General features: G+C 63.9%; 22 protein-coding genes and 1 tRNA gene. 10 read left to right on the top strand and 13 right to left on the bottom strand.

Annotated features, from left to right (window positions below):
• Positions 1-8: 8 nt before the first annotated feature.
• From yacG to AB3X95_RS08770, 9 genes are all read right to left on the bottom strand, one after another.
• Positions 9-212 (bottom strand): DNA gyrase inhibitor YacG, encoded by a 204-nt coding sequence (gene yacG / locus AB3X95_RS08810; protein WP_184226498.1) that lies wholly within the window; start codon positions 210-212, stop codon positions 9-11.
• Between the two features lie 123 nt (positions 213-335).
• Positions 336-1,091: a cell division protein ZapD gene (gene zapD / locus AB3X95_RS08805; protein WP_008921182.1), complete on the bottom strand. Its 756-nt coding sequence runs from the start codon at positions 1,089-1,091 to the stop codon at positions 336-338.
• A gap of 258 nt (positions 1,092-1,349) precedes the next feature.
• The gene (gene coaE / locus AB3X95_RS08800) at positions 1,350-1,964 is read right to left on the bottom strand and encodes a dephospho-CoA kinase (protein ID WP_184226497.1); all 615 of its coding nucleotides are present in this window, start codon (positions 1,962-1,964) and stop codon (positions 1,350-1,352) included.
• Between the two features lie 3 nt (positions 1,965-1,967).
• Positions 1,968-2,909, bottom strand: a complete 942-nt coding sequence (locus AB3X95_RS08795) for an A24 family peptidase (protein ID WP_368621107.1) — start codon at positions 2,907-2,909, stop codon at positions 1,968-1,970.
• A gap of 27 nt (positions 2,910-2,936) precedes the next feature.
• Entirely contained in the window at positions 2,937-4,175 is a 1,239-nt protein-coding gene (locus tag AB3X95_RS08790; RefSeq protein WP_368621082.1) for a type II secretion system F family protein, read from the bottom strand.
• Positions 4,172-5,428, bottom strand: a complete 1,257-nt coding sequence (locus AB3X95_RS08785; RefSeq protein WP_176121906.1) for a GspE/PulE family protein — start codon at positions 5,426-5,428, stop codon at positions 4,172-4,174. The genes AB3X95_RS08790 and AB3X95_RS08785 overlap by 4 nt, the downstream gene beginning before the upstream one ends.
• 147 nt (positions 5,429-5,575) lie before the next feature.
• The gene (locus tag AB3X95_RS08780; protein WP_176121904.1) at positions 5,576-6,874 is read right to left on the bottom strand and encodes an HlyC/CorC family transporter; all 1,299 of its coding nucleotides are present in this window, start codon (positions 6,872-6,874) and stop codon (positions 5,576-5,578) included.
• Positions 6,875-7,118: 244 nt separating this feature from the next.
• Positions 7,119-7,195: transfer RNA gene (locus AB3X95_RS08775), tRNA-Pro, on the bottom strand.
• Positions 7,196-7,244: 49 nt separating this feature from the next.
• A complete protein-coding gene (locus tag AB3X95_RS08770) occupies positions 7,245-8,237 on the bottom strand; it encodes a polyprenyl synthetase family protein (protein WP_026229109.1) in 993 nt (330 codons plus the stop codon).
• A 284-nt stretch (positions 8,238-8,521) separates the two neighbouring features.
• Between AB3X95_RS08770 and rplU the strand changes: the two genes are divergently transcribed.
• The 4 genes from rplU to proB all read left to right on the top strand — a co-directional run bounded on the left by rplU (position 8,522) and on the right by proB (position 11,666).
• The gene (rplU, locus tag AB3X95_RS08765) at positions 8,522-8,833 is read left to right on the top strand and encodes a 50S ribosomal protein L21 (RefSeq protein ID WP_007180329.1); all 312 of its coding nucleotides are present in this window, start codon (positions 8,522-8,524) and stop codon (positions 8,831-8,833) included.
• A gap of 25 nt (positions 8,834-8,858) precedes the next feature.
• Positions 8,859-9,119, top strand: coding sequence for a 50S ribosomal protein L27 (gene rpmA, locus AB3X95_RS08760; protein ID WP_008923994.1), 261 nt, complete (start codon positions 8,859-8,861; stop codon positions 9,117-9,119).
• A gap of 237 nt (positions 9,120-9,356) precedes the next feature.
• Positions 9,357-10,478, top strand: a complete 1,122-nt coding sequence (cgtA, locus tag AB3X95_RS08755) for an Obg family GTPase CgtA (protein WP_176104998.1) — start codon at positions 9,357-9,359, stop codon at positions 10,476-10,478.
• A gap of 69 nt (positions 10,479-10,547) precedes the next feature.
• Positions 10,548-11,666, top strand: a complete 1,119-nt coding sequence (gene proB, locus AB3X95_RS08750) for a glutamate 5-kinase (RefSeq protein ID WP_368613047.1) — start codon at positions 10,548-10,550, stop codon at positions 11,664-11,666.
• A gap of 121 nt (positions 11,667-11,787) precedes the next feature.
• Here proB and AB3X95_RS08745 read toward each other — a convergent pair whose 3' ends face one another.
• Together AB3X95_RS08745 and AB3X95_RS08740 are read right to left on the bottom strand one after the other, a co-directional pair.
• Positions 11,788-12,345 carry a CNP1-like family protein gene (locus AB3X95_RS08745; RefSeq protein WP_176105000.1) on the bottom strand — a complete coding sequence of 186 codons (558 nt, stop codon included), beginning with the start codon at positions 12,343-12,345 and terminating at the stop codon, positions 11,788-11,790.
• 77 nt (positions 12,346-12,422) lie between these two features.
• Positions 12,423-13,172, bottom strand: coding sequence for an RNA pyrophosphohydrolase (locus AB3X95_RS08740; protein WP_176121900.1), 750 nt, complete (start codon positions 13,170-13,172; stop codon positions 12,423-12,425).
• Between the two features lie 300 nt (positions 13,173-13,472).
• Between AB3X95_RS08740 and AB3X95_RS08735 the strand changes: the two genes are divergently transcribed.
• Positions 13,473-15,209, top strand: a complete 1,737-nt coding sequence (locus tag AB3X95_RS08735) for a proline--tRNA ligase (RefSeq protein WP_176105002.1) — start codon at positions 13,473-13,475, stop codon at positions 15,207-15,209.
• Between the two features lie 12 nt (positions 15,210-15,221).
• The gene (locus tag AB3X95_RS08730; RefSeq protein WP_176121897.1) at positions 15,222-15,821 is read left to right on the top strand and encodes a MarC family protein; all 600 of its coding nucleotides are present in this window, start codon (positions 15,222-15,224) and stop codon (positions 15,819-15,821) included.
• Positions 15,822-15,914: 93 nt separating this feature from the next.
• Here the strand turns inward: AB3X95_RS08730 and AB3X95_RS08725 are convergent, their stop codons facing one another.
• Together AB3X95_RS08725 and ffh are read right to left on the bottom strand one after the other, a co-directional pair.
• Positions 15,915-16,466 (bottom strand): hypoxanthine-guanine phosphoribosyltransferase, encoded by a 552-nt coding sequence (locus tag AB3X95_RS08725; RefSeq protein ID WP_368621081.1) that lies wholly within the window; start codon positions 16,464-16,466, stop codon positions 15,915-15,917.
• 158 nt (positions 16,467-16,624) lie between these two features.
• Positions 16,625-17,992, bottom strand: coding sequence for a signal recognition particle protein (ffh, locus tag AB3X95_RS08720; RefSeq protein WP_176105005.1), 1,368 nt, complete (start codon positions 17,990-17,992; stop codon positions 16,625-16,627).
• Positions 17,993-18,073: 81 nt separating this feature from the next.
• On the opposite strand from ffh, the gene AB3X95_RS08715 reads away from it, so the two are divergent.
• The 4 genes from AB3X95_RS08715 to AB3X95_RS08700 all read left to right on the top strand — a co-directional run bounded on the left by AB3X95_RS08715 (position 18,074) and on the right by AB3X95_RS08700 (position 23,446).
• Positions 18,074-18,997 (top strand): inner membrane protein YpjD, encoded by a 924-nt coding sequence (locus AB3X95_RS08715; protein WP_176121895.1) that lies wholly within the window; start codon positions 18,074-18,076, stop codon positions 18,995-18,997.
• Between the two features lie 8 nt (positions 18,998-19,005).
• Positions 19,006-19,308, top strand: coding sequence for a PP0621 family protein (locus tag AB3X95_RS08710; RefSeq protein ID WP_176105007.1), 303 nt, complete (start codon positions 19,006-19,008; stop codon positions 19,306-19,308).
• A complete protein-coding gene (gene ampD / locus AB3X95_RS08705) occupies positions 19,305-19,901 on the top strand; it encodes a 1,6-anhydro-N-acetylmuramyl-L-alanine amidase AmpD (RefSeq protein WP_176121892.1) in 597 nt (198 codons plus the stop codon). The genes AB3X95_RS08710 and ampD overlap by 4 nt, the downstream gene beginning before the upstream one ends.
• 533 nt (positions 19,902-20,434) lie before the next feature.
• Positions 20,435-23,446, top strand: a complete 3,012-nt coding sequence (locus AB3X95_RS08700; protein WP_368621080.1) for a ribonucleoside-diphosphate reductase subunit alpha — start codon at positions 20,435-20,437, stop codon at positions 23,444-23,446.
• Positions 23,447-23,549 lie beyond the last annotated feature (103 nt).

The raw sequence follows: 23,549 nt of genomic DNA, 5'->3' as shown, positions 1-23,549 counted from the left end.
TGGCTCGCTCAGTGCGGGTTGTAGTCGCCGCGCGGCGTTTCCTCTTCGGACGAAGACCCTTCCTGTTCGTTGCCGCCAATCCGGTATTTTTCGGCGGCCCATGCGCCGAGATCGATCTGCTTGCAGCGCTCGGAGCAGAAAGGACGGAAGCGGTTCTCGGGGGTCCAGCGGACATCTTTACCGCAAGTAGGACATTTGACGACGGTAGGCATACGGTCGGACGGTCAATCGCAAACGGAACAAGTAACGAATATAGGGCTATTTCGCGCCGCTTCAAAGGCGCGTTAGGTCAAATCCGGTGTGCGCTGCTCGATCCGGCGGCGATTGTCAGGCGGTTACAGGCTGCAGAGCGTGAGCTGGAACGGCACGTCGACGTCGACCGCGCGCGGCCGCAGATCGCCGTCCTGCACCGTGAAGCGCACCCACAGCATGTACTTGTTGGCGCTCGCTTCGGGAATCACGCGCAATTCGGGCGCGACACGAACCTGCATCAATTGATACGAGCGGCCCGAGAGCATTTGCTGATAGCTCCCTTGCATCGCCATCACCTTCGACGCCTGGCCCGACTCGCGCGCGAGCCGCAGTACGATCGTGGCCGCGTCGCGCAGCGGCAAAAGCGGCGTGACCCACTTGGCGATGTCCTGGCGACGCTGATCGGGATGCAACTGTTGCCACGCGTAATACGAGGGCAGGTCGAATTTGCAGGTGCCACCGGGGATGATCGCGCGGCTGCGAATGCTTGCAAGCCATTCGTTGTCTGCAAGATGCTGGCCGGTTTTGCCTTGCATCTGCGTGAGCCCCGCAAGAGTCTGCTCGATTTCGCCGAGTACCGCTTCGAGCGCGTTCTGCTCGATGCCCGGATTGCCGCGAAACGGCGCGAGGGTTTGCCGCTGGCGTTCGAGCTCTTTCATCAGATCCGACTTCAGATCCGCGCGGCCAGCTACTTCGGAGATTTCGAACAGCGTTGTCAGTGCGACGTGATGTTCCCGCGCGTCTTCCTGAGTCAGAAAGAACGTGAAGCGCTCGAACAGATCTTCGAGCCGCAACAGCGTCCGGATTCGCTCATTGAAGGGGTACTCGTAAAGGATCAAGCGGGCTCGCCTCGGGCGTGGTCGGTGACAGGAATGCAAAACATTCTAATGCCGTGGGACTACCCAGGCAATCACGCACGCTTTCCGCGTGCTTTCGCAACTTTTTTGTCAGTTCCCGGTGTTATGAGCGCTTCGGCTCTCGCACGCGCACAAAGTTCAATTGTGTCGGTGACGACGCGTGCCGAAGATGCGTATCTGCCTTCACAGGGCATCGTGCGCTTGATGCTTGCAGCGAGGCCGACCTGAGGCCTCCGCGCGCTACGACTCGGCCTCACCCTTCGCGAGCGACAGATACGCTTGATGGTGAGCGTCCACCTGCGCTTCGAGCTCCAGGGGCGGCGCGTTGTCATTGACGATCACGTCGTCGGCGGCGGCGAGGCGCGCTTCGCGCGTGGCCTGGCGCGCGATGATCGCGAGCACCTGCTCACGGCTGAAGCCGTTGCGGCTCATCACCCGCGCGACTTGCGTGTCGATGCTGCAATCGACGGTGAGCACGCGATTCACACGGTTCTTCCAGGTCCCGGACTCGACCAGCAACGGCACCACGACGATCACATAGGGTCCTTTCGCTTCGCGCTCTTCGCGCTCGGTTTCCGCGCGAATCAGCGGATGCGTGATGCCTTCGAGACGTTTGCGCGCGGTGTCGTCGCTGAACACGAGCGTGCGCATGCGCGCGCGATCGAGCGAGCCGTCGGCGGCGACAAACTCCGCGCCGAATTCGGCGGCGATGTGCGGCATCGCCAGGCCATGCGGCGCGGTGATGCGATGCGCGATCACGTCGGTATCGACGAGCGGCACGCCGCGCGCGGCGAACAGATTGGCAACCGTCGACTTGCCGCTACCGATGCCGCCGGTGAGTCCCACAACGAACATGCTTCAGCCTCCCAAAGCTAGGTAAAGCGGCGTGCCGGCAAACAGCGTGAGCGCACCGCCCGCCGCAAGAAATGGCCCAAACGGCAGCGGCTCCTCGAAGCGCATACGGCCGCGCCACGTCGCCGCGAGGCCGATCACGGCACCGGCCACCGCGGCGACGAGCACGATTTGCGGCAGCGCTGGCCAGCCGAGCCACGCGCCGAGCGCCGCGAGCAGTTTGAAGTCGCCATAGCCCATGCCTTCGATACCGCGCACGAGCCTGAACGCCCAATGCACGGCCCATAACACCAGATATCCGAAGATAGCCCCGAGCACCGCATCATGCAGGTTCGTGAACATGCCGTTGAAATTGACGATCAGGCCGGCCCACAACAGCGGCAAGGTCAAGGAATCGGGCAGCAGATGCGTGTCGATATCGATCGCGCTCATCGCAAGCAACGTCGCGCACAGGCCGAACGCGGCGAGTGCCATCAGCGTCGGGCCGAACGCCATCAGTGCGCCTGCCGCGAACGCTGCGCTCGCGATTTCGAGCAGCGGATAGCGTGCGCTGATGTGCGTGCCGCATGCGGAACAGCGGCCGCGTAACAGCAGGTAGCTCAGCACCGGCAAGTTTTCCCACGCGCTCAGCACGTGGCCGCAATGCGGGCACGCGCTACGCGGCACCCACAGGTTGTAGCGCTCGGGCAGTCCGTCGCCGGGCTGCGGCGCGTCGGTGGCCTCGCTGATTTCGGCGCGCCACGCACGCTCGAGCATGATCGGCAGCCGATGCACGACCACATTCAGGAAGCTGCCAATCACGAGGCCGAGCACGATCGCGAACGCGATCTGCGCCCCGGCGGGCAGACTCGCGAGCGCGAGGCCGATATCGCCTGCAAAGCGGCCTGGCAGTAAGCCCGCGAGCAGGCTGGAGGAAGTTTGTGGCACGAGCGGTGGAGGAGCCTGTATGGTCATGAATTGGATTCGGCTGCGATGCTACACCACGTTGCCGAGTTGAATAATGGGAAGATACATCGCGATGACGAGGCCGCCGACCAGTGTGCCGAGCACGACGATCACGAGCGGTTCGCACAGGCTCGATAGCGTGCCGATCCTGTCGTCGACCTGGCGATCCGCAAGCGACGCGACATCGAGCAGCATGCTGTCGAGTGCGCCGGATTCCTCGGCGACCGCAACGGGCTGCACGACCTCGGCAGGAAAGCAGCGGGCCGCGCGCATCGCCGCGGCGAGCCTTTCGCCGCGCCGCAGTCTGATGGCGATGCTCGCGGTCGCCCGGTCGAAGAAGGCATTGCCGGTTGCCTGCGTGAGCGAATCGAACGCGTCGGCGAGCGGTGTGCCAGCGGACAGCAGGGTGCCGAGCGCGCGACTCCACCGCGCTGCGCACAGCGTGCGCAGCAGCGGGCCGGCCACTGGCAGGTTGAGCGACAGGCGAGCGAAGCGGATGCGCGCGCTTATCGATCGACGCAGCACGAATGTGATGGCCGAGCTCATTGCGAGCATCAGCACGAACAGCGGCACACTCCAGCGCGCGGCATCCGCCGAGAGCGCCAGCACGAACTGCGTCGGCGCGGGCAGCCTGGCGCCGAAGCCATCGAAGATCTGCTTGAACGTCGGCACGACCCACACCAGCAACGCGGCGGTTATCGCGATCGCGAGCAGCAGGATCGCGACTGGATAGGTGAGAGCTGCGCGCACCTTTGCACGCTGCGCGGCGGCGCGTTCGCGGTCGTCGGCGAGGCGGGCGAGCACGGTGACGAGCGCGCCCGCCGCTTCGCCCACCTCGACGAGTTGGCAATACAGCGCATTGAACTGCGCCGGGTGCCGCTGCAAGGCCGCCGAAAACCGCAGGCCGGCGGTGATGTCGCGCGCGACCGTGCCGACGATGCGCGGCATGCCTTGCCGCTGCCCCGACGTCGGCGTCTGTGCGAGCAGTTCGAGCGCGGGCGCGAGCGGCAAGCCGGCACGCAGGAGACTGGAAAGTTGCCGCGTGAACAGCGTGACATCGGCCGCGCTGGTCTTCGGGCGTGGCGCCCGGCCTTGCGTTGCGAGTTCGACGATAAAGAGGTTGTCGCGTTTGAGCAGCGTGCGCGCGGCGCTCGCGTCGGGCGCAATCAGCGTGCCGCTATGGCGCTTGCCGTCCGCGTCGACGCCGCGCCATCTGAAGCGCAGGTCGGCTGAGACGGGCCGTGTCGGTGACTGCGCGGCGGTTTTCATGCGACCTCCGTGGCGGCGAGCGCTTCGGCGAGACTGGTGGTGCCGTCGCGTACGCGCGCTAGCGCCGCGTCGCGTAATGTCGCGACCTGTTCGGTCTGCGCGAGGCGGGCCAGCTCGTGCGCACCCGCGCTTGCGACGATCAGCTCGCGCATCGCGTCGGAAACGGGCATCACCTGATGGATGCCGACGCGCCCCCGATAGCCGATGCCATGGCAAGCCGCACAGCCGGTCGCCGCATACGGTTGCCAGCCGTCGAGCTCTTGTTCGCCGAAGCCAGCGGCGTGGAGCGCCGTCGCCGAATGCGGCGCGGGTGCGCGGCACGCGACGCATAGTCGCCGCACCAGCCGCTGCGCGGTCACCATCCGCAGCGCGGCTGCAAGGTTGTACGGCTCGACACCGATATCGATGAGCCGCGCGATGGCCGCGGGCGCGTCGTTCGTATGCAGCGTGGACAGCACGAGGTGGCCGGTTTGCGCGGCCTTCACGGCGACGTCGGCGGTTTCGTTGTCGCGGATTTCGCCGACCATGATCACGTCCGGGTCCTGACGCAGGAACGCGCGCAGTGCGACTGCGAACGTCAGCCCGGCTTTTTCGCGCACGCTGACCTGGTTGATACCGGCCAGCTGGATCTCGGCCGGATCTTCCACTGAGCAGAGGTTGCGTGCCTCGCCGTTCAGCAGATTCAGGAAGCAGTACAGCGACAGCGTCTTGCCACTGCCCGTTGGTCCGGTGACGAGCATCAGACCGTGTGGCGCGCGGATCGCGGCGTCCACGGCTTCGCGCTGCCGCGGATCGAGGCCGAGCGAATCGAGCGAAAGATCAGCGGGCAGCGCGTCGAGCCGTCGTAGCACGAGCTTTTCGCCGAACAGCGTCGGCAGTGAATTGACGCGGTAATCCTCGAGTCGCCCGGGCGACGTCGCGAGGCGTAGCCGGCCGTCCTGCGGCACGCGTCGCTCGGCGATGTCCATGCGCGCGAGCACCTTCACCCGCGTGACGAAGGCATCGCGTAGATGCGCGGGCGGCCGCGGGATTTCATGCAGTACGCCGTCGATGCGCAGCCGCACACGCCAGCCGTGCTCGGCCGGCTCGATGTGGATATCGGACGCATTGCGCCGCGTCGCTTCGTGCAACGTGTCGGTCAACAGACGCACGGCCGGGGCGTTGTCCGGATCGTTCAGATTCGTTGCGTTGGATTCGCCGTCGGCAGCGAGTGGGCGCGGCAATGCCGCAGCGGTGGCAAAGGGTGTTTGCATGAGAGACCGGTGATGAACCGCCTGTAGAACATGACGGCTTCATCTTCCGGATGCGGGCGTCCGAATGCCATTCGGCCATTCGGCTAATGGCGCGCGTCGCGAGCCCGTGCAATGCTGACCATGAATTAGCGAGCGACTGTGCGGGCTTCAGCCTGACCTTGCTTTTCCGGCCTTGGTGCGCGACGGCGGTTTGAACAGCTTGACGGTGCGGATTGCCTGATCGTCGCTGCGCATCACTTCGAGCTTGGTGTCGCCGATGCGCACGCAGACGTCGCCGTCGGGAATGTCTTCGAGAATTTCGAGAATGAGGCCGTTGAGCGTTTTGGGGCCATCGGTGGGCAGCGCGAGTTGCAGCCAGCGGTTCAGCTCGCGCAACGGCATGCTGCCGGCGACGATGCATTCGCCCGCTTCGTTCCAGCCGCCGCGCGAACTGGCGCCACGCGGAATCGACGTGGTGAATTCGCCGATCAGCTCCTCGATGATGTCTTCCGGCGTGACGAGGCCTTGCAGTTCGCCGTATTCGTTGACGACGAGCGCGATGCGGTGCCGGCTCTCCTGGAAGTATTGCAACTGCGGGAACACCGGCGTGCCGCTTGGCACGAAATACGGTTCGGCCAGCAGCTCGCGCAAGGTATCGCGTTCGAGCTCCTGGTTGTGCAGCGCTGACAGGGTCTTGCGCACGTGCAGCACACCGAGCACTCGGTCGATGTCGCCCTGGTAGACGATCAGCTTGTTGTGATAGCAGGTCTCCAGTTGATGCAGGATCTGTTCGAACGGTGCATCGAAGTCGAGCGCTTCGATGCGGCGACGTGGGATCATCACGTCATCGACCGAGATGTTTTCGAGGTCGAACAGATTCAGCAGGATGCTGCGGTGTTTGGTCGGCATGAAGCTGCCCGACTCGAGCACGATGGTGCGCAGTTCTTCGGTGGACAGGCGCTGATCGCGCGCGCCCTTCGTATTAATGTGCAGCACGCGCAGGATGCCGGTGGCGAACAGGTTGACGAACCAGATCACCGGTTTCGCGATGCGCATCAATGGCGCGATCAGCAGGCTCGCGGGCAGCGCGATTTTCTCGGGAAAGGTTGCGCCGACGATCTTCGGCGTGATTTCTGCGAACACGATGATTAGGAAGGCGACGATACCGGTCGCGATCGACAGCACGAGGCTATTGCGGCCGAACGTATGCAACGCGAGCGATGTAGTCAGTACCGGAATGATCGTGTTGAACAGGTTGTTGCCGATCAGGATCACGCTCAGCAACTGATCGGTTTTCGCAAGCAGTCCCTGGGTAGTTTTCGCGCCGAGGGTGTTTTTGCTGGCGAGATGTTTGAGCCGATGACGGTTCAGCGCCATCATCGCTGTCTCGGAAATGGAAAAGAAGGCGGAGCAGACAAGCAGCAGAAGGACGGCGCCGATCTGCGCCCATAAGGGAAGTTGTTCCACGCGTCGTGAAAAATAAGGGAAAGGATGGAGAGAATATAGCAGAGGGGGCCACGCGCTCCGCCGTGAACGGCGGCTGTCGCCGCTCGAACGACAACGTCGCGACGTGCGCGCTGGGCCTGTCTAGCCGGAGGAAAAGAATGCAGCGAAAGGCAGCACGACAGCAGCAAAAAGGTGCCGCGCAAAACAAAAAACCGCCGAGCATTGCTGCGGCGGTTTTTGAACCTTGAGCTAACAAGGGGAAATCTGGTCGGGGTGAGAGGATTCGAACCTCCGGCCTCTACGTCCCGAACGTAGCGCTCTACCAGGCTAAGCTACACCCCGATTTGGTACTGCTGACTCGACTCGGACTAATTCGTCGTTTCAGTCTCGTTCAAGACTGTCTTGCCGTCGAGTAAGAACATAATTCTAGCAGGCTCTCTTTGAAAATGGAATGGGGAAATGAAGAAATTGCTGCCGCGGCTGCTTGCGCTTCCTGTTTCGCGCACTCGAGCGTGTGGTCGAGCGCGCCCGATCGCGTGATCGCGTCGAAAATCGTATCGAAACGGTCGGTGCCACCTTGCTCGATGGCTTCGCGCGCGAGCGCCGATTGCTCGGGCGTGCCACGTTCGATCAGATAGATGAGCGGCAGCGTCGGTTTGCCTTCGCGCAGATCGTCGCCGGCGTTCTTGCCCATCGACTCGGCCGTGCCCGTGTAGTCGAGCCAGTCGTCCATGATCTGGAACGCGGTGCCGATGCGGCGGCCATATTCGGCGGCGGCGGCTTCGGTTTTCGCGTCCGCGCCGGCGAGCACCGCGCCGAGTTGGGCGGCCGCCTCGAACAACTTTGCGGTTTTGTAGCGGATCACCTGCATGTAGCGGGCTTCGTCGACGTCGGCATCGTGCATGTTCAACAACTGCAGCACTTCGCCTTCGGAGATGATGTTGGTCGCCTCCGACAGAATTTCCATCACGCGCATCTTGCCCACGCCGACCATCATCTGGAACGAGCGCGAATACAGGAAATCACCGACCAGCACGCTCGCGGCGTTGCCGAACAGCGCGTTGGCGGTCTGGCGGCCGCGCCGCAGGTCGGACTCGTCGACCACGTCGTCATGCAGCAGCGTGGCCGTGTGAATGAATTCGACGACCGCGGCAAGCTCGTGCCGGTGTCCCGTCGTGTCGCCCAGCGCGCCCGCCACCAGCAACAGCAGCGCGGGCCGCAGCCGCTTGCCGCCGGCGCTGATGATGTACTCGGAAATCTGGTTGATCAGCATCACGTCCGACGCAAGACGTTGCCGGATGACGCGATTGACCTGCTGCATGTCTTCGGCGATCGGAGCAAGCAGGCTGGCGACGTTGGGGGAGGTGGTGGCAGTCGACGACATGATGGCTGAATTGGGTAGTGCCGCGAATTATAAGGCGATCGGGGCGCTTCCGGGTCGTCGGCTGCCGTGCGGATGCTTTCCGCATGGCGCGAGGGCCGCTCGCCAAGGGCGTCTGCGGGCCGCCGCGCGTCGCTGGTTATTGTCTGCGAGCGCCTGCGAGAGAGGGCGAACCCGGACGGTAGACCGTTTGGTAAGCAGGTTTTGACCGAGCAGCTAACTCTATGTATAATCGAGAGTTTCCGCGCGCGGTGCGTGGGAAAAATGAATACAGAGTGAGGTTTTCAATGTACGCGGTCATAAAAACCGGTGGCAAGCAGTACAAGGTTGCCGTCGGCGAAAAACTTAAAGTAGAACAGATACCGGCAGACATTGACGCTGAAATCACGCTCGACCAGGTTCTCGCAGTGGGCGAAGGCGAATCGATTAAGTTCGGTACGCCGCTGGTCAGTGGGGCTTCCGTCAAGGCTACCGTCGTGTCGCAAGGGCGTCACGCCAAAGTGACGATCTTCAAGATGCGTCGCCGGAAGCACTACCAGAAGCATGGCGGCCACCGCCAGAACTATACCGAACTGCGCATCGACGCGATCAACGCGTAAGCGCGCCGGTTAAGGAGCAAATCAAATGGCACACAAAAAGGCAGGCGGATCGTCCCGGAACGGCCGCGACTCCGAATCGAAGCGCCTCGGCGTTAAGGTTTACGGCGGCCAGGCTATCAACGCTGGTGGCATCATCGTGCGTCAGCGCGGTACGCGTATGCACGCTGGCGAGAACGTCGGCATGGGCAAGGATCACACCCTGTTCGCGCTGAAGGACGGCCACGTCCAGTTCTCGACGAAGGGCGCGGCGAAGAAGCACACCGTTTCCGTCGTCCCGGCAGCCTGAGTTTAATCAGGCACGGGCTTCAGGACCGGAAAAGGCCCCGCGAAGTTCGCGGGGCTTTTTTTTATTGCGGCGCCTCTTTCGTGTGGCGCCGAAGCCGCGCAGCCGACAGCTCATCACCGGCGACTATGCCGTTCGGTCGATTGATCAACGCGCGGCGCGCGCGGCAAAATAGCAAGCATCCAATCAGTATCAACCCCTGCATCGAATCGGGCAGTACACCACGGGACGGAGTAACGCATGAAGTTCATTGACGAAGCGAGGATTGAAGTCATCGCCGGCGACGGAGGGGATGGCAGCGCGTCGATGCGCCGCGAGAAGTTCGTTCCGTTCGGCGGTCCCGATGGCGGTGATGGCGGCCGGGGCGGCAGCGTGATCGCGGTTGCTGACCGCAACATCAACACGCTGATCGATTACCGCTACGCGAAAAAACATCTGGCGCGCAACGGCGAAAACGGCCGCGGCTCCGATTGCTACGGCAAGGGCGGCGACGACATCACGCTGCGCATGCCGGTTGGTACGACCATCACGGACATGGAAACCGGCGAGCTGATCGCCGATCTGACCGAGCACAACCAGAGCGTGCAAATCGCGCAAGGCGGCGCCGGCGGTCTCGGCAACCTCCATTTCAAGTCCAGCACGAACCGCGCGCCGCGTCAAAAGACCGACGGCAAGCCGGGCGAGCGCCGCATGGTCCGCCTCGAACTGAAAGTGTTGGCCGACGTCGGTCTGCTCGGCATGCCCAATGCAGGCAAGTCGACGTTCATCTCGTCGGTGTCGAACGCGAAGCCAAAAATTGCCGATTACCCGTTCACCACACTCGCGCCGAACCTCGGCGTCGTGCGCGTCGGACCGAGCCGCAGCTTTGTGATTGCGGACATTCCGGGGCTGATCGAAGGCGCGGCGGAAGGCGCCGGCCTCGGCCATCAATTCTTGCGTCACCTGCAACGTACCGGGCTGCTGCTGCATATCGTCGACATCGCACCGTTCGATGAATCGATCGATCCGGTCGCGGAAGCGAAGGCGATCGTCAACGAACTGCGCAAGTACGACGAAGAGCTCTATCAGAAGCCGCGCTGGCTCGTGCTGAACAAGTTGGACATGGTGCCTGAGGACGATCGCGAAGCGCGCGTGGCGGCTTTCCTCGAAGGTTTCGGCTGGGATGGTCCGGTGTTCGAGATCTCGGCTCTGACCGGCCAGGGCTGTGAAAATCTTTGCTATGCGGTGTTCGACTACCTCGCCGAGCACTCGGACGCGCAACGCGCGGCCGAAGCCGAAGACCTCGCCTCCGACGTGCGTTTCCGCGAGGGGACGCAAGTACCGGCCGCGACCCGCGAAGCCGGCACCGATCCGCAGGAATAACAACTCGAGCGCCGGCGCCTGCGGCGGGTGTCGGCATGCATCACGCGTCATCTTGGGAGACAGCGCACAATGCGTTCCGTCATCGCAGATTCACGGCGATTGGTCGTCAAAGTCGGTTCGAGCCTCGTCACAAACGACGGACGCGGCCTCGATCATGCGGCCATCGGCCGCTGGGCCGCGCAAATTGCCGCACTGCGCGCGCAGGGCAAGGAAGTCGTGCTGGTCAGTTCGGGCGCGATCGCCGAGGGCATGCAGCGGCTCGGCTGGAACAAGCGGCCGCGTGAAATCGATGAATTGCAGGCGGCTGCGGCGGTCGGCCAGATGGGCCTCGCGCAAGTGTACGAAAGCCGCTTTGCCGAGCATTCCATCCAGACTGCGCAGATCCTGCTCACTCACGCCGACCTCGCCGACCGCGAGCGCTATCTGAATGCGCGCTCCACGCTGCTCACGCTGCTGCGGCTCGGTGTCGTACCGATCATCAACGAGAACGACACGGTCGTCACCGACGAAATCAAGTTCGGCGACAACGACACGCTCGGCGCGCTGGTCGCCAATCTGATCGAGGGCGACGCGCTGATCATTCTGACGGACCAGCAAGGGCTCTTCACCGCCGATCCGCGCAAGAACCCGAACGCGACGCTCGTCCAGCAAGCCGACGCCGGCGCGCCCGATCTGGAAGCGATGGCGGGCGGCGCGGGCTCGAGCCTCGGCCGCGGCGGCATGCTGACCAAAATTCTTGCCGCGAAGCGCGCAGCCCATAGCGGCGCCAATACGGTGATCGCGAGTGGGCGCGAAGCGGACGTGCTGCTGAGACTGGCGGCCGGCGAGGCGATCGGCACGCAGCTGATCGCGCGCACCGCGCGCATGGCGGCGCGCAAGCAATGGATGGCCGATCACCTGCAGGTGCGCGGCCACGTCGTGATCGATGACGGCGCGGTCGAAAAATTGACCGCCGGTGGCAAGAGCCTGCTGCCGATCGGCATCGTCGGCGTGCAGGGCGCTTTCGCGCGCGGCGAGGTGATCGCGTGTCTGAGCGCGTCGGGCCGTGAAGTCGCACGTGGTTTGACGAACTACAGCAGCGCGGAAACCAAGCTGATCCAGCGTCGTCCGAGCGGCGAAATCGAGTCGGTGCTGGGCTATATGCTGGAGCCCGAGCTGATTCACCGCGATAATCTCGTGCTGATTTGATCTTTTAGGATGCGAGCGCACAAAGCGCCGACAAAAAAGCCGTTCCAGCGCAGGCTGGAACGGCTTTTTGTCGTCATGTGTAGGCAACGGCGCCTGAATCAGGTGTGCCGCACAAACGGCCTCAATGAATCTGCGACGTCTGCGTGCGCTTGTAACGAATGTTCTCGACGATGCGCTGCGCGTTGCCGGTCGGAATCTTGTTCGCGCACATATAGTCCTGATACAGCGCGGCCTGGTACGCGTTCAGCGCACCGTTTTCGATGCGCGAAAACTGGTTCGCGACCGTCGTGTCCCAGCCGTCGTGATCGGCGTTGAGGCCCGCGTACTGACGCCATTCATACGTATCGCAGCGGATGCCCTCGTAATTGACGTTGCGCGCGCCGCCCGGGCTCGTGACGACCACCGTGTAACGCACGACACCGTCGTCGCCGACGCTGACCGATTTCGGGTCGATCGCGAATTGCAGCGGCGTATTGCCGGAGACCTCGAACGGCAGCAGGTTCGTGTCGGTGGGCAGCGGCGGCAACGTGTCGACCTTGTTTTCAACCCAGTTGCTCTTACGATCCAGCAGATAGACGAACTCGCTGTCGTCTTTATTGGTCGGTTTGCCGGCGCTTGAACAGCCTGCCAGCAGGGCGCCGGTGGCGACGCATGCCACGGCGAGTGCAAATGCTTTCAATCTGATTCCCTCGAAAGACGGACGCGGCCCGAAGGCCGCGCCAGAGAGAGGCGGCGTGAGCCGCCGCCTTGGAATGGTTAATCGCGCACCCCTCGTCGGACTGACGGGGCGCCGACCTCGTCGGCTTCGGCCGTTTCCTGCTCATGCTCCGGTGCAATGTTTGCATCCGGTGAGCCGGGGCCGCAATCCGGCACGACCAGCACGCGCGTCGAAGTTTCGACACTGACCGAACTTACGGTAGTGACGGTGGTGACCACCGTGCTTACCGCGGAATCCGGCGGGCTTTGCATCGACGACGCTATCCGAGGATAACGCGACCCATGATGCCCGCCAGGTTTTTCCGCACGCGGCGCAGGCCGGCGCATGAAACGGGACAACTCCGTCAGCGCCAACTGATACACATCCCGCTTGAACTCGATCACACAGTCGAGTGGTACCCAATACTCGTTCCAACGCCACGCATCGAACTCAGGGTGGTCGGTGGCGCGCAGACAGATGTCGCAGTCGCGTCCTACCATCCGGAGCAAAAACCAGATTTGTTTCTGGCCGCGGTAATGACCGCGTACTTCGCGCTTGATGAACTTGTCAGGCACCTCGTAACGCAACCAGTCGCGCGTGCGACCGATCACCTTGACGTGCTCAGGAAGCAGTCCGGTCTCTTCGTGTAACTCCCGATACATCGCTTGCACGGGGGTCTCGCCATATTTGATGCCCCCTTGCGGAAACTGCCAGGAATGTTCACGGAGCCGTTTGCCCCAAAACACCTCGTTGTGCGCGTTCAAGAGGATGATGCCGACGTTCGGGCGAAAGCCTTCACGATCCAGCATACAACCACCTTCGAATCCTTTAAAATTGCTTTGATTATAAACAGATAACGGACCCTACGCACCGAATCGCATGAGATTGCCGCGATTCGCCGCAACAGCCCGTGTTTGCGGTAGCCTGTCGGTTTTCCGTGCCCGATCCCTTGCGAGAGGCTTTGCGCGGCGGTTTCGGCGCCGCACGGGGGCAGGGTGCCGCCAGTCGGGCGAACCTCGCTGGCTTCGCCGCTGATCTGTGTCGATTTTCCCCATGTTTTCACCTTTTCTGGCGGTCCCACCGGAAGCCGCCGCTTTTGGACACCTTGAATGAAAGCTTCCCGTTTCTTTATCGGCACCCTCAAAGAAGCGCCCGCCGACGCCGAAATCATCAGCCACAAGCTCATGGTGCGCGCGGGCATGATCCGCCGCGTCGCGGGCGGTATCTACAACTACCTGCCGGTCGGCCTGCGTTCGATCCGCAAGGTGGAAGCGATCGTGCGCGAGGAAATGAACCGGGCAGGCGCCATCGAGCTGTTGATGCCGGCCGTGCAGCCGGCCGAACTGTGGCAGGAATCGGGCCGCTGGGAGAAGTATGGTCCCGAGCTGTTGCGCTTCAAGGACCGCAAGCAGGCCGATTTCGTGATGGGCCCGACGCACGAGGAAGTCGTGACCGACATCGCGCGCAACCAGATCAAGAGCTATCGCCAGCTGCCGGTCAACTTCTATCAGATCCAGACGAAGTTCCGCGATGAGATCCGTCCGCGTTTCGGCGTGATGCGCGGCCGCGAATTCATCATGAAAGACGCGTACTCGTTCGACAAGGACGCGGAAGGTCTGCGCGAGTCGTATCGCAAGATGTACGACGCTTACGTGCGAATCTTCACGCGCCTCGGCCTCGAGTTCCGCGCGGTCGCGGCGGACAACGGCTCGATCGGCGGCAGCGGCTCGCATGAGTTCCACGTGATCGCCGACACCGGCGAAGACGCGATCGCCTATTGCCCGAGTTCCGATTTCGCCGCGAACGTCGAGGCCGCCGACGCGCTGCCGCTGATCGCGCAACGCGCCGCGCCGGCCGAGGACATGAAAAAGACCGCGACGCCCGGCAAGGCGAAGTGCGAGGCGGTCGCCGAACTGCTGAACATTCCGCTCGAGCGCACGATCAAGTCGGTCATTCTCGCCACCGAAAACGAAGGCGCCGAGCCGACCATCTGGCTGCTGATGCTGCGCGGCGACCACGACCTGAACGAGATCAAGGTCGGCAAGCTGCCCGGCCTCGCCGACTTCCGCATGGCGACCGAAGCCGAGATCATCGAGACGTTCGGCACGCCGCCGGGTTATCTCGGTCCGATCAACACGAAGAAGCCGGTCAAGGTGATCGCCGACAGCACGGTCGCGAACATGAGCGACTTCGTGGTCGGCTCGAACGAGGTCGACTATCACACCACCGGCGTGAACTGGGGCCGCGACCTGCCGGAGCCGGTCGTCGCCGACATCCGCAACGTGAAGAAGGGCGATCCGTCGCCGGACGGCAAGGGCGTGCTCGACATCTGCCGCGGCATCGAAGTGGGCCACGTCTTCCAGCTCGGCACGAAGTACTCCGAAGCGATGAACGCGACCTGTCTCGACGAAACCGGCAAGCCGCGGCCGATGGAAATGGGCTGTTACGGTATCGGCGTCACGCGTATTCTCGGCGCCGCGATCGAACAGAATTTCGACGACAAAGGCATCATCTGGCCGGAGTCGATCGCGCCGTTCGAAGTCGTGCTGTGTCCGATGGGCTACGACCGCAGCGACGCGGTACGTGAGCAGGCCGACAAGCTGTACGCGGAACTCGTCGCGGCCGGCATCGACGTGATCCTCGACGATCGCGGCGAGCGTCCGGGCGTGATGTTCGCCGACTGGGAGCTGATCGGCGTGCCGCATCGGCTGGTGATCGGCGACCGCGGGCTGAAGGACGGCAAGATCGAGTATCAGGGCCGTCGCGACGCCGAAGCGACGCTGCTGCCGGTCGCGGATGCCGCGCAGACCGTGATCGACAAAGTGCGCGCGGCGCTCGCGAACTAAGCGGGGCGGGCAGTGGAGTACACCTTCCTGTCCGCGACGGTGCTGCTGATCCTGATCACCGATCCGCTCGGCAACATCCCGATCTTCATTAGCTGTCTGCGTGGGGTGTCGCCGGAGCGCCGCACGGTGGTGATCCTGCGCGAGGTCGCGATCGCGTTTGCGATCCTGTTGGTGTTCATGGTGCTCGGGCAGAGCTTTCTGCGCATGATGAGCCTGAGTGACCAGTCGCTGCGGATCGGCGGCGGCATCGTGCTGTTTCTGATCGCGCTGCGCATGGTGTTTCCGCATCCGGACGGTCCGTTCGGCGGCGACGCGCGCGGCGGCGAGCCGCTGATCGTGCCGCTCGCGATTCCGGCGCTGGCGGGGCCGTCGGCGTTGGCGACGGTCATGCTGCTGACGTCGCAGGCGCCCGGCAAGACGTACGAATGGATCGGCGCGCTGACCGTCACGATGATCGTCTGCGCGATCGTGCTGATGCTCGCCGAGCGCATTCAGGCGTGGCTCGGTGAACGGGTGATGGCGGCGTTCGAGCGGCTGATGGGGCTGGTGCTCGTCGCGATTTCAGTCGAGATGATGCTCGGCGGGATCCGCTCTTTCGTGCACAAGCTGTAAAGCGGGAGCCGGTGCGCGAGCCGCCACCGTCGCAGCCATAAAAAAAGCAGCCGGGCAGGCTGCTTTTTTTTCGCCGGTACGCGGATGCGCCGCTCACGCCCCCTCGGTCAACGCCCGAATGGTCGGCAGATTGCGCCAGTAGCCCTTCGCATCCATCCCGCAGCCGAACACGTACCGGTCCGGCACTTCGAAGCCGCAGTAATCGGGGCGCAGCGGCTTCGCCTTCGGAATGATCTTCTCGCACAGCACCGCGGACAGGAAGCGCTTCGCGCCCATCGCGAGAATGCGGTCGCGGATCGCGGCCATCGTCTCGCCTTCGTCGAGGATGTCGTCGAGCACGAGCACCACGCGATCCTTGACCGACTCGGCCGGCGCGACGCGCCATTGCATCTCGTTGCTGCCCTTCGTCGTATTGCGGTAGCGCGTCAGATGGATGTAGTCGAACTCGAGCGGGAAATCGAGGTGCGGCAGCAGCATGCCGGTGAACACCGCGGCGCCGCCCATCACCGACAGCACGAGCGGGAAGTCCTCGCTAATCTCGTCGCGGATGGCGGCCGCCATGCGGGCGATTGACGCAGTGACGTCCGAGGCCGAAACGATCTCTTCGGAATGTTGAAAAATCTGCAGGGCTTCTTCGCGGTTCATGACGTCTGACGGCCGATAACTGTATACATAGTGTGAGTGGCAACATCCCGAGGGACGTTCCCGCGAGGGACGACGCGATGCGCTACAGAATAAACCCGCACGATGCCGAAGTCAGCCACGCCGCGCATCGGCGCGAGCGCGCGCCGGTCCCATCAAGCTTAGCGCATGCCGGGCATCATGCCCTTCATGCCGCGCATCATCTTCTGCAGGTTGCCGCCCTTGAGCTTCTTCATCATCGTGCGCATCTGTTCGTACTGGTTCAGCATGCGGTTGACTTCCTGCACCTGCACGCCCGCGCCCGCGGCGATGCGGCGCTTGCGGGTCGCCTTGATCAGTTCGGGTTTGGCGCGCTCGGCCGGCGTCATCGAGTTGATGATGCCTTCCATGCGGCGCATCTGCTTTTCGGCCTGGCTCATATCGGCGCCGGCGGCGGCCTGCTGGAACTGCGCGGGCAGCTTATCCATCAGCGACGACAAGCCGCCCATGCCCTTCATTTGCGAGAGCTGCGCGCGGAAATCGTTGAGGTCGAAGTCGCCGCCTTTCTTGACCTTGTCGGCGAGCTTCTGCGCGGCTTGCACGTCGACGCCGCGCTGCGCTTCCTCGACGAGCGCGAGAATATCGCCCATGCCGAGAATCCGGCTCGCCATGCGGTCGGGGTGGAATACTTCGAGGCCGTCGAGCTTTTCGGCGACACCCACGAACTTGACCGGCTTGCCCGTCACGTGACGCACCGACAGCGCCGCGCCGCCGCGCGAATCACCGTCGAGCTTGGTGAGCACGACGCCGGTGAGCGGCAGCGCGTCGCTGAACGCCTTCGCGGTGTTGACCGCGTCCTGACCGAGCATCGCGTCGACGACGAACAGCGTTTCCGCCGGCTTCAGCTCGGCGTGCAGCGCGGCGATTTCCTGCATCATCGCTTCGTCGATACCGAGACGGCCGGCCGTGTCGACGAGCAGCACGTCGTGATAGTGGCGCTTGGCCCAGTCGACCGCGGCGCGCGCGATGTCGACCGGCTTCTGGTTCGGCTCCGACGGGAAGAAGTCCGCGCCGACCTGCTCGGTCACCGTTTTCAGCTGCGCGATAGCGGCGGGACGATAGACGTCGCACGAAACCGTCAGCACCTTCTTCTTGTACTTCTCGCGCAGCAGCTTCGCGAGCTTGCCGACCGTGGTCGTTTTACCGGCACCCTGCAGACCCGCCATCAGGATGATCGCAGGCGGCGTGACGGCGAGATTGAGTTCGGAGGCCTTGCCCTCGTAATCGCCGCCGATCACCGCGGTCAGCTCGCGCTGCACCACGCCGACGAGCGCCTGACCCGGCGACAGGCTGGCGATCACTTCCTCGCCGAGCGCCTTCTCCTTGACCTTCGCGATGAACTCGCGCACGACGGGCAGCGCCACGTCGGCCTCGAGCAGTGCGAGACGCACCTCGCGCAGCATTTCCTGGGTGTTCGCCTCGGTGAGCCGGGCTTCGCCGCGCAGCGTCTTGACGACGCGCGCCATCCGTTGAGTCAGATTGTCGAGCATGGGGAGCGATGAACGGTGGGGCCCGCGCAGCGCGCGAAGCAGAAGGCGTCGCGGGGAAGGGCCCTAGTGTAAACTTCGAATATGGATATTGTACTGTATGCCCTCACCGCGCTTCTCTACGGCGGTCTTGCCGTGGCCGGCTGGCGCTCGCACCGGCACGCGGCCGTGCGTCCGCTGCTCGAGAGCGTGCCGCCGCTGCCCGATCAAGCCGTCCACGCGGGCGCTCTGGTGGCCTCCGGCATGAGCGCGCCCGGGCGCGCGCTGTTATTCGTCGCGCTGCTCGCTCACGGCGTCCTGCTGCATACCACGATCTTCCCGCAGAACGCGATGGTGTTCGGCTTCGCGTTCGCGCTGTCGGCGATGTTCTGGCTCGGCGCCGGCATTTACTGGATCGAAAGCTTCTTCTTCCCGCTCGACGGACTTCGCCTGCTGGTGTTGCCGCTCGCGTGCGTCGCATCGCTGCTGCCGCTTGCGTTCGGCGGCGCGCGCGTGCTGCCGTATGCGGCCGCGCCGATGTTCAAGCTGCACTTCCTGATCGCGAACATCGCATACGGTCTGTTCGCGATCGCCGCGCTGCACGCGGTGCTGATGCTGGCGGTCGAGCGGCGTTTGCATTCGATGCGCGGCGCTCTCGCGCAGCGACACGCGGCGTCGGGCAACGGCTGGTGGTCGAGCTGGCTCGACACGCTGCCGCCGCTGCTCACACTCGAGAAGCTGCTGTTCCGTCTGATCGGCGCCGGCTTCGTGCTGCTTACGCTGACGCTGCTGTCGGGCATCCTGTTCAGCGAGCAACTGCTCGACCGCGCGTTGCGGCTCGATCACAAAACTGTGTTCGCGATTCTTTCGTGGGTGATGTTCGGCGCGCTGCTGACGGCGCGCAAGGTGTCCGGCTGGCGCGGCCGTGCGGCATTGCGCTGGGTGCTGGCGTCGTTCGTCGCGCTGTTGCTCGCGTACGTCGGCAGCCGTTTCGTTTTAGAGGTGCTGTTGCACCGGCCTGTAGTGTGAGCGTCCCCATGCGACAAATCTTTTTGCTGATTCTGCTGTTCATCGTCGGACAGTGGCTCGTGAAGGCACTGCGCCGCCACGACACGCAACGCACCGGCGCGCGCGGCGCCAACGGTGCCGGCGCCGCGAATGGCGGCGCGCGTTCTTCGAATGGACAACAGCCGCAGCTTGCCGAACCGATGATTCGCTGCGTCGAGTGCGGGGTGCATGCACCGAAGAGCGATTCGGTCAGCGTCGCGGGGCAGGCGTTCTGCTGCGCCGCGCACGCGCAGCGCCACGGCGCGCGTCCGAGCGGCCGCGACGCCCGATGAGCGACGTCTTCACCGTCGATGTCGACGGCTGGGTTCCCGCCGCACGCAAGCTCCCCTCGCCGAACTTCGAAGCGCGGCCGCAAGGCGCGGTGCCGACGCTGATCGTCGTTCACAACATCAGCCTGCCGCCGAACGAGTTCGGCGGCACCGCGATTGCCGAGCTGTTCCAGAACACGCTCGACTGCGACGCTCACCCGTACTACGACTCGCATCTGCGCGGCGTGCGTGTGTCCGCGCATTTCGTGATTCATCGCGACGGCGCGCTCGAGCAGTTCGTGTCGTGCAATGAGCGCGCGTGGCACGCGGGACCGTCGAATTTTTTCGGCCGCGAGCGCTGCAATGATTTCTCGATCGGCATCGAGCTCGAAGGCAGCGACACCACCGCCTTCGAAGCGGCGCAATACCGCACGCTCGCCGCGCTGGTGAGCGCACTGAAGGCGCGCTATCCGATCGACGCGCTTGCTGGTCACTCCGACATCGCACCCGGCCGCAAGACCGATCCCGGCCCACATTTCGAGTGGCCGCGGCTGCAGCGCGACACGTTGCTCGACGGTCGGTATTTCCCCTATCTCAAGTTTTCCGAAACGCGGTAATCCCCCTTCGCACGATCTTGCGTGATCCGCAGAGAACGAGGCGCAGCCTGCTTCTCCGGGGAGCTTATGCGCGTCGCGCGACGCAAAAGTCAAGACTTCGAGCGCAAATAAAACGGTTTGACCTGTCTCGAATCTCCACTATACTTGGTGCCGACAACTGAGTTTCGCACTATATCTTGTGTTGTGCTGTGAATAACCATGTGCATAACCGAGTGAATAAGAGTGGATAAGTCTGCGGCGCCCCGCTCCCCGAGCACGGCGCCGCAAGCATTCCAGACAGCGAAAAAAATTCCTGGGGCGCAGCCGTTGGGGGATCTCCGGCCGCATCCAGAAGCATTCAGGAAAGGACCAGCCAGTGATCGCGACCGACCCGATGAAGACCGTCATCAAATCGAACCAGGCTTCCTCGCAGTTGCATCCCGCCACCCGGCGTAGCCGGCCTTCCTGCACCTCATCGCTCGCGCACGCGACGGCGCGGCGTTCGATTTAATCCGCGGCACCCGCCGCCATTTCCAAGACCAGGAGCTTTGCACATGCAAACCACCGACAACGTGACGACCCGGTACGAGGGCTCACCGACTGGCCAGGCTTTCGGCCAGACTCAAGGCGCACAGTCGCTCGCGCCGCAAGCGAGCTACGCCGACTACAAGGTGATCCGCCGCAACGGCACCGTGGTGTCGTTCGAGCCGTCGAAAATCGCGATCGCCGTGACGAAGGCGTTCCTCGCCGTCAACGGTGGTCAGGGCGCGGCGTCGGCACGGGTGCGCGAACTGGTCGAGCAACTCACGCAGAACGTGGTGCGCGCGCTGCTGCGCAGCCGTCCGAACGGCGGCACGTTCCATATCGAAGACATTCAGGATCAGGTCGAACTCGCGCTGATGCGCGGCGGTGAGCACAACGTCGCGCGTGCTTACGTGCTGTATCGCGAGAAGCGCAACCAGGCGCGCGCGCATGACGACCATGCAGATGCCGCGAGCACGCCGGGCCTGAACGTGACCGACAACGGCATCACGCGTCCGCTGGACATGGCCGCGCTGCGCGGCATCATCGAGTCCGCATGCGCAAACCTCGGCGACGCGGTGAGCGCCGAGCCGATCGTCGCGGAAACGGTGAAGAACCTGTACGACGGCGTGCCGATGAGCCAGGTGTACGACTCGGCCATCCTCGCTGCCCGCACGATGATCGAAAAGGACCCGGCTTACAGCCAGGTCACCGCGCGCATCCTGCTGCACACGATCCGCCGCGAGATCCTCGAAGAGGAAGTCACGCAAGCCGAAATGGGCGAGCGCTACGCCGAGTACTTCCCGCAGTTCATCAAGCGCGGCGTGCAAGCGGAGCTGCTCGACGACAAGCTGCTGCAGTTCGACCTGAAGCGTCTAGGCGCCGCGCTCGACGCGAACCGTGACCTGCAGTTCGGCTACCTCGGTCTGCAGACACTCTACGACCGCTACTTCCTGCATCACGACAACGTGCGCATCGAAATGCCGCAGGCATTCTTTATGCGTGTTGCGATGGGTCTGTCGCTGAACGAGATCGACCGCGAAGCGCGCGCTATCGAGTTCTACAACGTGCTGTCGAGCTTCGACTTCATGAGCTCGACGCCGACGCTGTTCAATTCGGGCACGCGCCGCTCGCAGCTGTCGTCGTGCTACCTGACCACGGTCGACGACGACCTCGACGGCATCTACGAAGCGCTCAAGGAAAACGCGCTGCTGTCGAAGTTCGCCGGCGGCCTCGGCAACGACTGGACGCGTGTGCGCGCGCTCGGCTCGCACATCAAGGGCACCAACGGCAAGTCGCAAGGCGTGGTGCCGTTCCTGAAGGTCGTCAACGACACGGCAGTCGCGGTGAACCAGGGCGGCAAGCGCAAGGGCGCGGTGTGCGCGTACCTCGAATCGTGGCACCTCGACATCGAGGAGTTCCTCGAGCTGCGCAAGAACACCGGCGACGACCGTCGTCGCACGCACGACATGAACACCGCGAACTGGATTCCCGACCTGTTCATGAAGCGCGTGATGGAAGGCGGCGACTGGACGCTGTTCTCGCCGTCCACCTGCCCGGATCTGCACGACAAGTTCGGCGCCGAATTCGAAGCGGCTTACACGGCTTACGAAGACAAGGTCGCGCGCGGCGAGATCAAGCTGTTCAAGAAGCTTCCGGCGGCGCAACTGTGGCGCAAGATGCTCGGCATGCTGTTCGAAACCGGCCATCCGTGGATCACCTTCAAGGACCCGTGCAACGTGCGCTCGCCGCAGCAGCACGTCGGCGTCGTCCACTCGTCGAACCTGTGCACGGAAATCACGCTGAACACCAGCGACGCCGAAATCGCCGTCTGTAACCTCGGCTCGGTGAACCTCGTCGCGCACCTGAAGGAGCAGGCCGACGGCACGGTGGCGCTCGACCACGACAAGCTCAAGCGCACGGTCAGCGTCGCGATGCGCATGCTCGACAACGTGATCGACATCAACTACTACGCGGTCGCCAAGGCGCGTAACTCGAACCTGAAGCACCGTCCGGTCGGCCTCGGCATCATGGGCTTCCAGGACTGCCTGCACGTGCTGCGCACGCCGTACGCGTCGCCCGAAGCGGTCGAGTTCGCCGATCGCTCGATGGAAGCGGTCTGCTACTACGCGTACTACGCTTCGACCGAGCTCGCCGAAGAGCGCGGCCGCTACTCGAGCTACCGCGGCTCGCTGTGGGATCGCGGCATCCTCCCGCAGGATTCGGTGGCGCTGCTCGAGCAAGCGCGCGGCGGTTATGTCGAGGTCGATTCGAGCGAGTCGATGGACTGGCCGGCGCTGCGCTCGCGCATCGCGACCTACGGCATGCGCAACTCGAACTGCGTGGCGATCGCGCCGACCGCGACGATCTCGAACATCATCGGCGTGTCGGCGTGCATCGAGCCGACCTATCAGAACCTGTACGTGAAGTCGAACCTGTCGGGCGAGTTCACGGTGGTCAACGACTACCTGGTGCGCGACCTGAAGGCGCGCGGTCTGTGGGACGAAGTGATGGTCGCCGACCTGAAGTACTTCGACGGCACGCTGTCGCGCATCGACCGCATCCCGGCCGACCTGCGCGCGATCTACGCGACCGCGTTCGAAGTCGATCCGGTGTGGCTCGTCGAGTCGGCCTCGCGTCGTCAGAAGTGGATCGACCAGGCGCAGTCGCTGAACATTTACATGGCGGGCGCATCGGGCAAGAAGCTCGACGAGATCTACAAGCTCGCATGGCTGCGCGGTCTGAAGACCACCTACTACCTGCGCACGATGGCGGCGACGCACGTCGAGAAGTCGACGGTCGCGCACGGCGCGCTGAACGCGGTGAGCTCGGGTCATGACGGCTCGGGTGGCGCAGGCGGCGCGGCAGGCGGCTTCGGCGTGGGCGGCGCGACGGGTGGTGTGGCGGGTGGCGTGAGCGGCGGCTTCCAGGCAGCGGCAGCGACTGCCGCGGTCGCAGTCGAAGCGGCACCCGAAGCGGATGGTCCGGTCTGCATGATGCGTCCGGGCGATCCCGGCTTCGACGAGTGCGAGGCTTGCCAGTAACTACAGGCAAGCAGCGGGAGCGATGCTTGCTAACTGCACACGAGGGTCGTAGGTGATGACCCGCAGGCGGCGAGCGACGCGCCCCGTTGATGAAGTAGAAGCA

The organism is Paraburkholderia sp. BR13444 (assembly GCF_040948755.1).
GTDB lineage: Bacteria > Pseudomonadota > Gammaproteobacteria > Burkholderiales > Burkholderiaceae > Paraburkholderia > Paraburkholderia youngii.
This window is presented reverse-complemented; position numbering and strand designations above follow the sequence as displayed.

Coding starts and splice junctions, on each gene's coding strand:
- yacG (WP_184226498.1), bottom strand. CDS start 212: ATGCCTACCGTCGTCAAATGTCCTACTTGCGGTAAAGATGTCCGCTGG.
- coaE (WP_184226497.1), bottom strand. CDS start 1,964: ATGTTCGTTGTGGGACTCACCGGCGGCATCGGTAGCGGCAAGTCGACG.
- AB3X95_RS08790 (WP_368621082.1), bottom strand. CDS start 4,175: ATGAAAACCGCCGCGCAGTCACCGACACGGCCCGTCTCAGCCGACCTG.
- AB3X95_RS08785 (WP_176121906.1), bottom strand. CDS start 5,428: ATGCAAACACCCTTTGCCACCGCTGCGGCATTGCCGCGCCCACTCGCT.
- AB3X95_RS08770 (WP_026229109.1), bottom strand. CDS start 8,237: ATGTCGTCGACTGCCACCACCTCCCCCAACGTCGCCAGCCTGCTTGCT.
- rplU (WP_007180329.1), top strand. CDS start 8,522: ATGTACGCGGTCATAAAAACCGGTGGCAAGCAGTACAAGGTTGCCGTC.
- rpmA (WP_008923994.1), top strand. CDS start 8,859: ATGGCACACAAAAAGGCAGGCGGATCGTCCCGGAACGGCCGCGACTCC.
- cgtA (WP_176104998.1), top strand. CDS start 9,357: ATGAAGTTCATTGACGAAGCGAGGATTGAAGTCATCGCCGGCGACGGA.
- proB (WP_368613047.1), top strand. CDS start 10,548: ATGCGTTCCGTCATCGCAGATTCACGGCGATTGGTCGTCAAAGTCGGT.
- AB3X95_RS08740 (WP_176121900.1), bottom strand. CDS start 13,172: ATGCTGGATCGTGAAGGCTTTCGCCCGAACGTCGGCATCATCCTCTTG.
- AB3X95_RS08735 (WP_176105002.1), top strand. CDS start 13,473: ATGAAAGCTTCCCGTTTCTTTATCGGCACCCTCAAAGAAGCGCCCGCC.
- AB3X95_RS08725 (WP_368621081.1), bottom strand. CDS start 16,466: ATGAACCGCGAAGAAGCCCTGCAGATTTTTCAACATTCCGAAGAGATC.
- ffh (WP_176105005.1), bottom strand. CDS start 17,992: ATGCTCGACAATCTGACTCAACGGATGGCGCGCGTCGTCAAGACGCTG.
- AB3X95_RS08715 (WP_176121895.1), top strand. CDS start 18,074: ATGGATATTGTACTGTATGCCCTCACCGCGCTTCTCTACGGCGGTCTT.
- AB3X95_RS08710 (WP_176105007.1), top strand. CDS start 19,006: ATGCGACAAATCTTTTTGCTGATTCTGCTGTTCATCGTCGGACAGTGG.
- ampD (WP_176121892.1), top strand. CDS start 19,305: ATGAGCGACGTCTTCACCGTCGATGTCGACGGCTGGGTTCCCGCCGCA.
- AB3X95_RS08700 (WP_368621080.1), top strand. CDS start 20,435: ATGCAAACCACCGACAACGTGACGACCCGGTACGAGGGCTCACCGACT.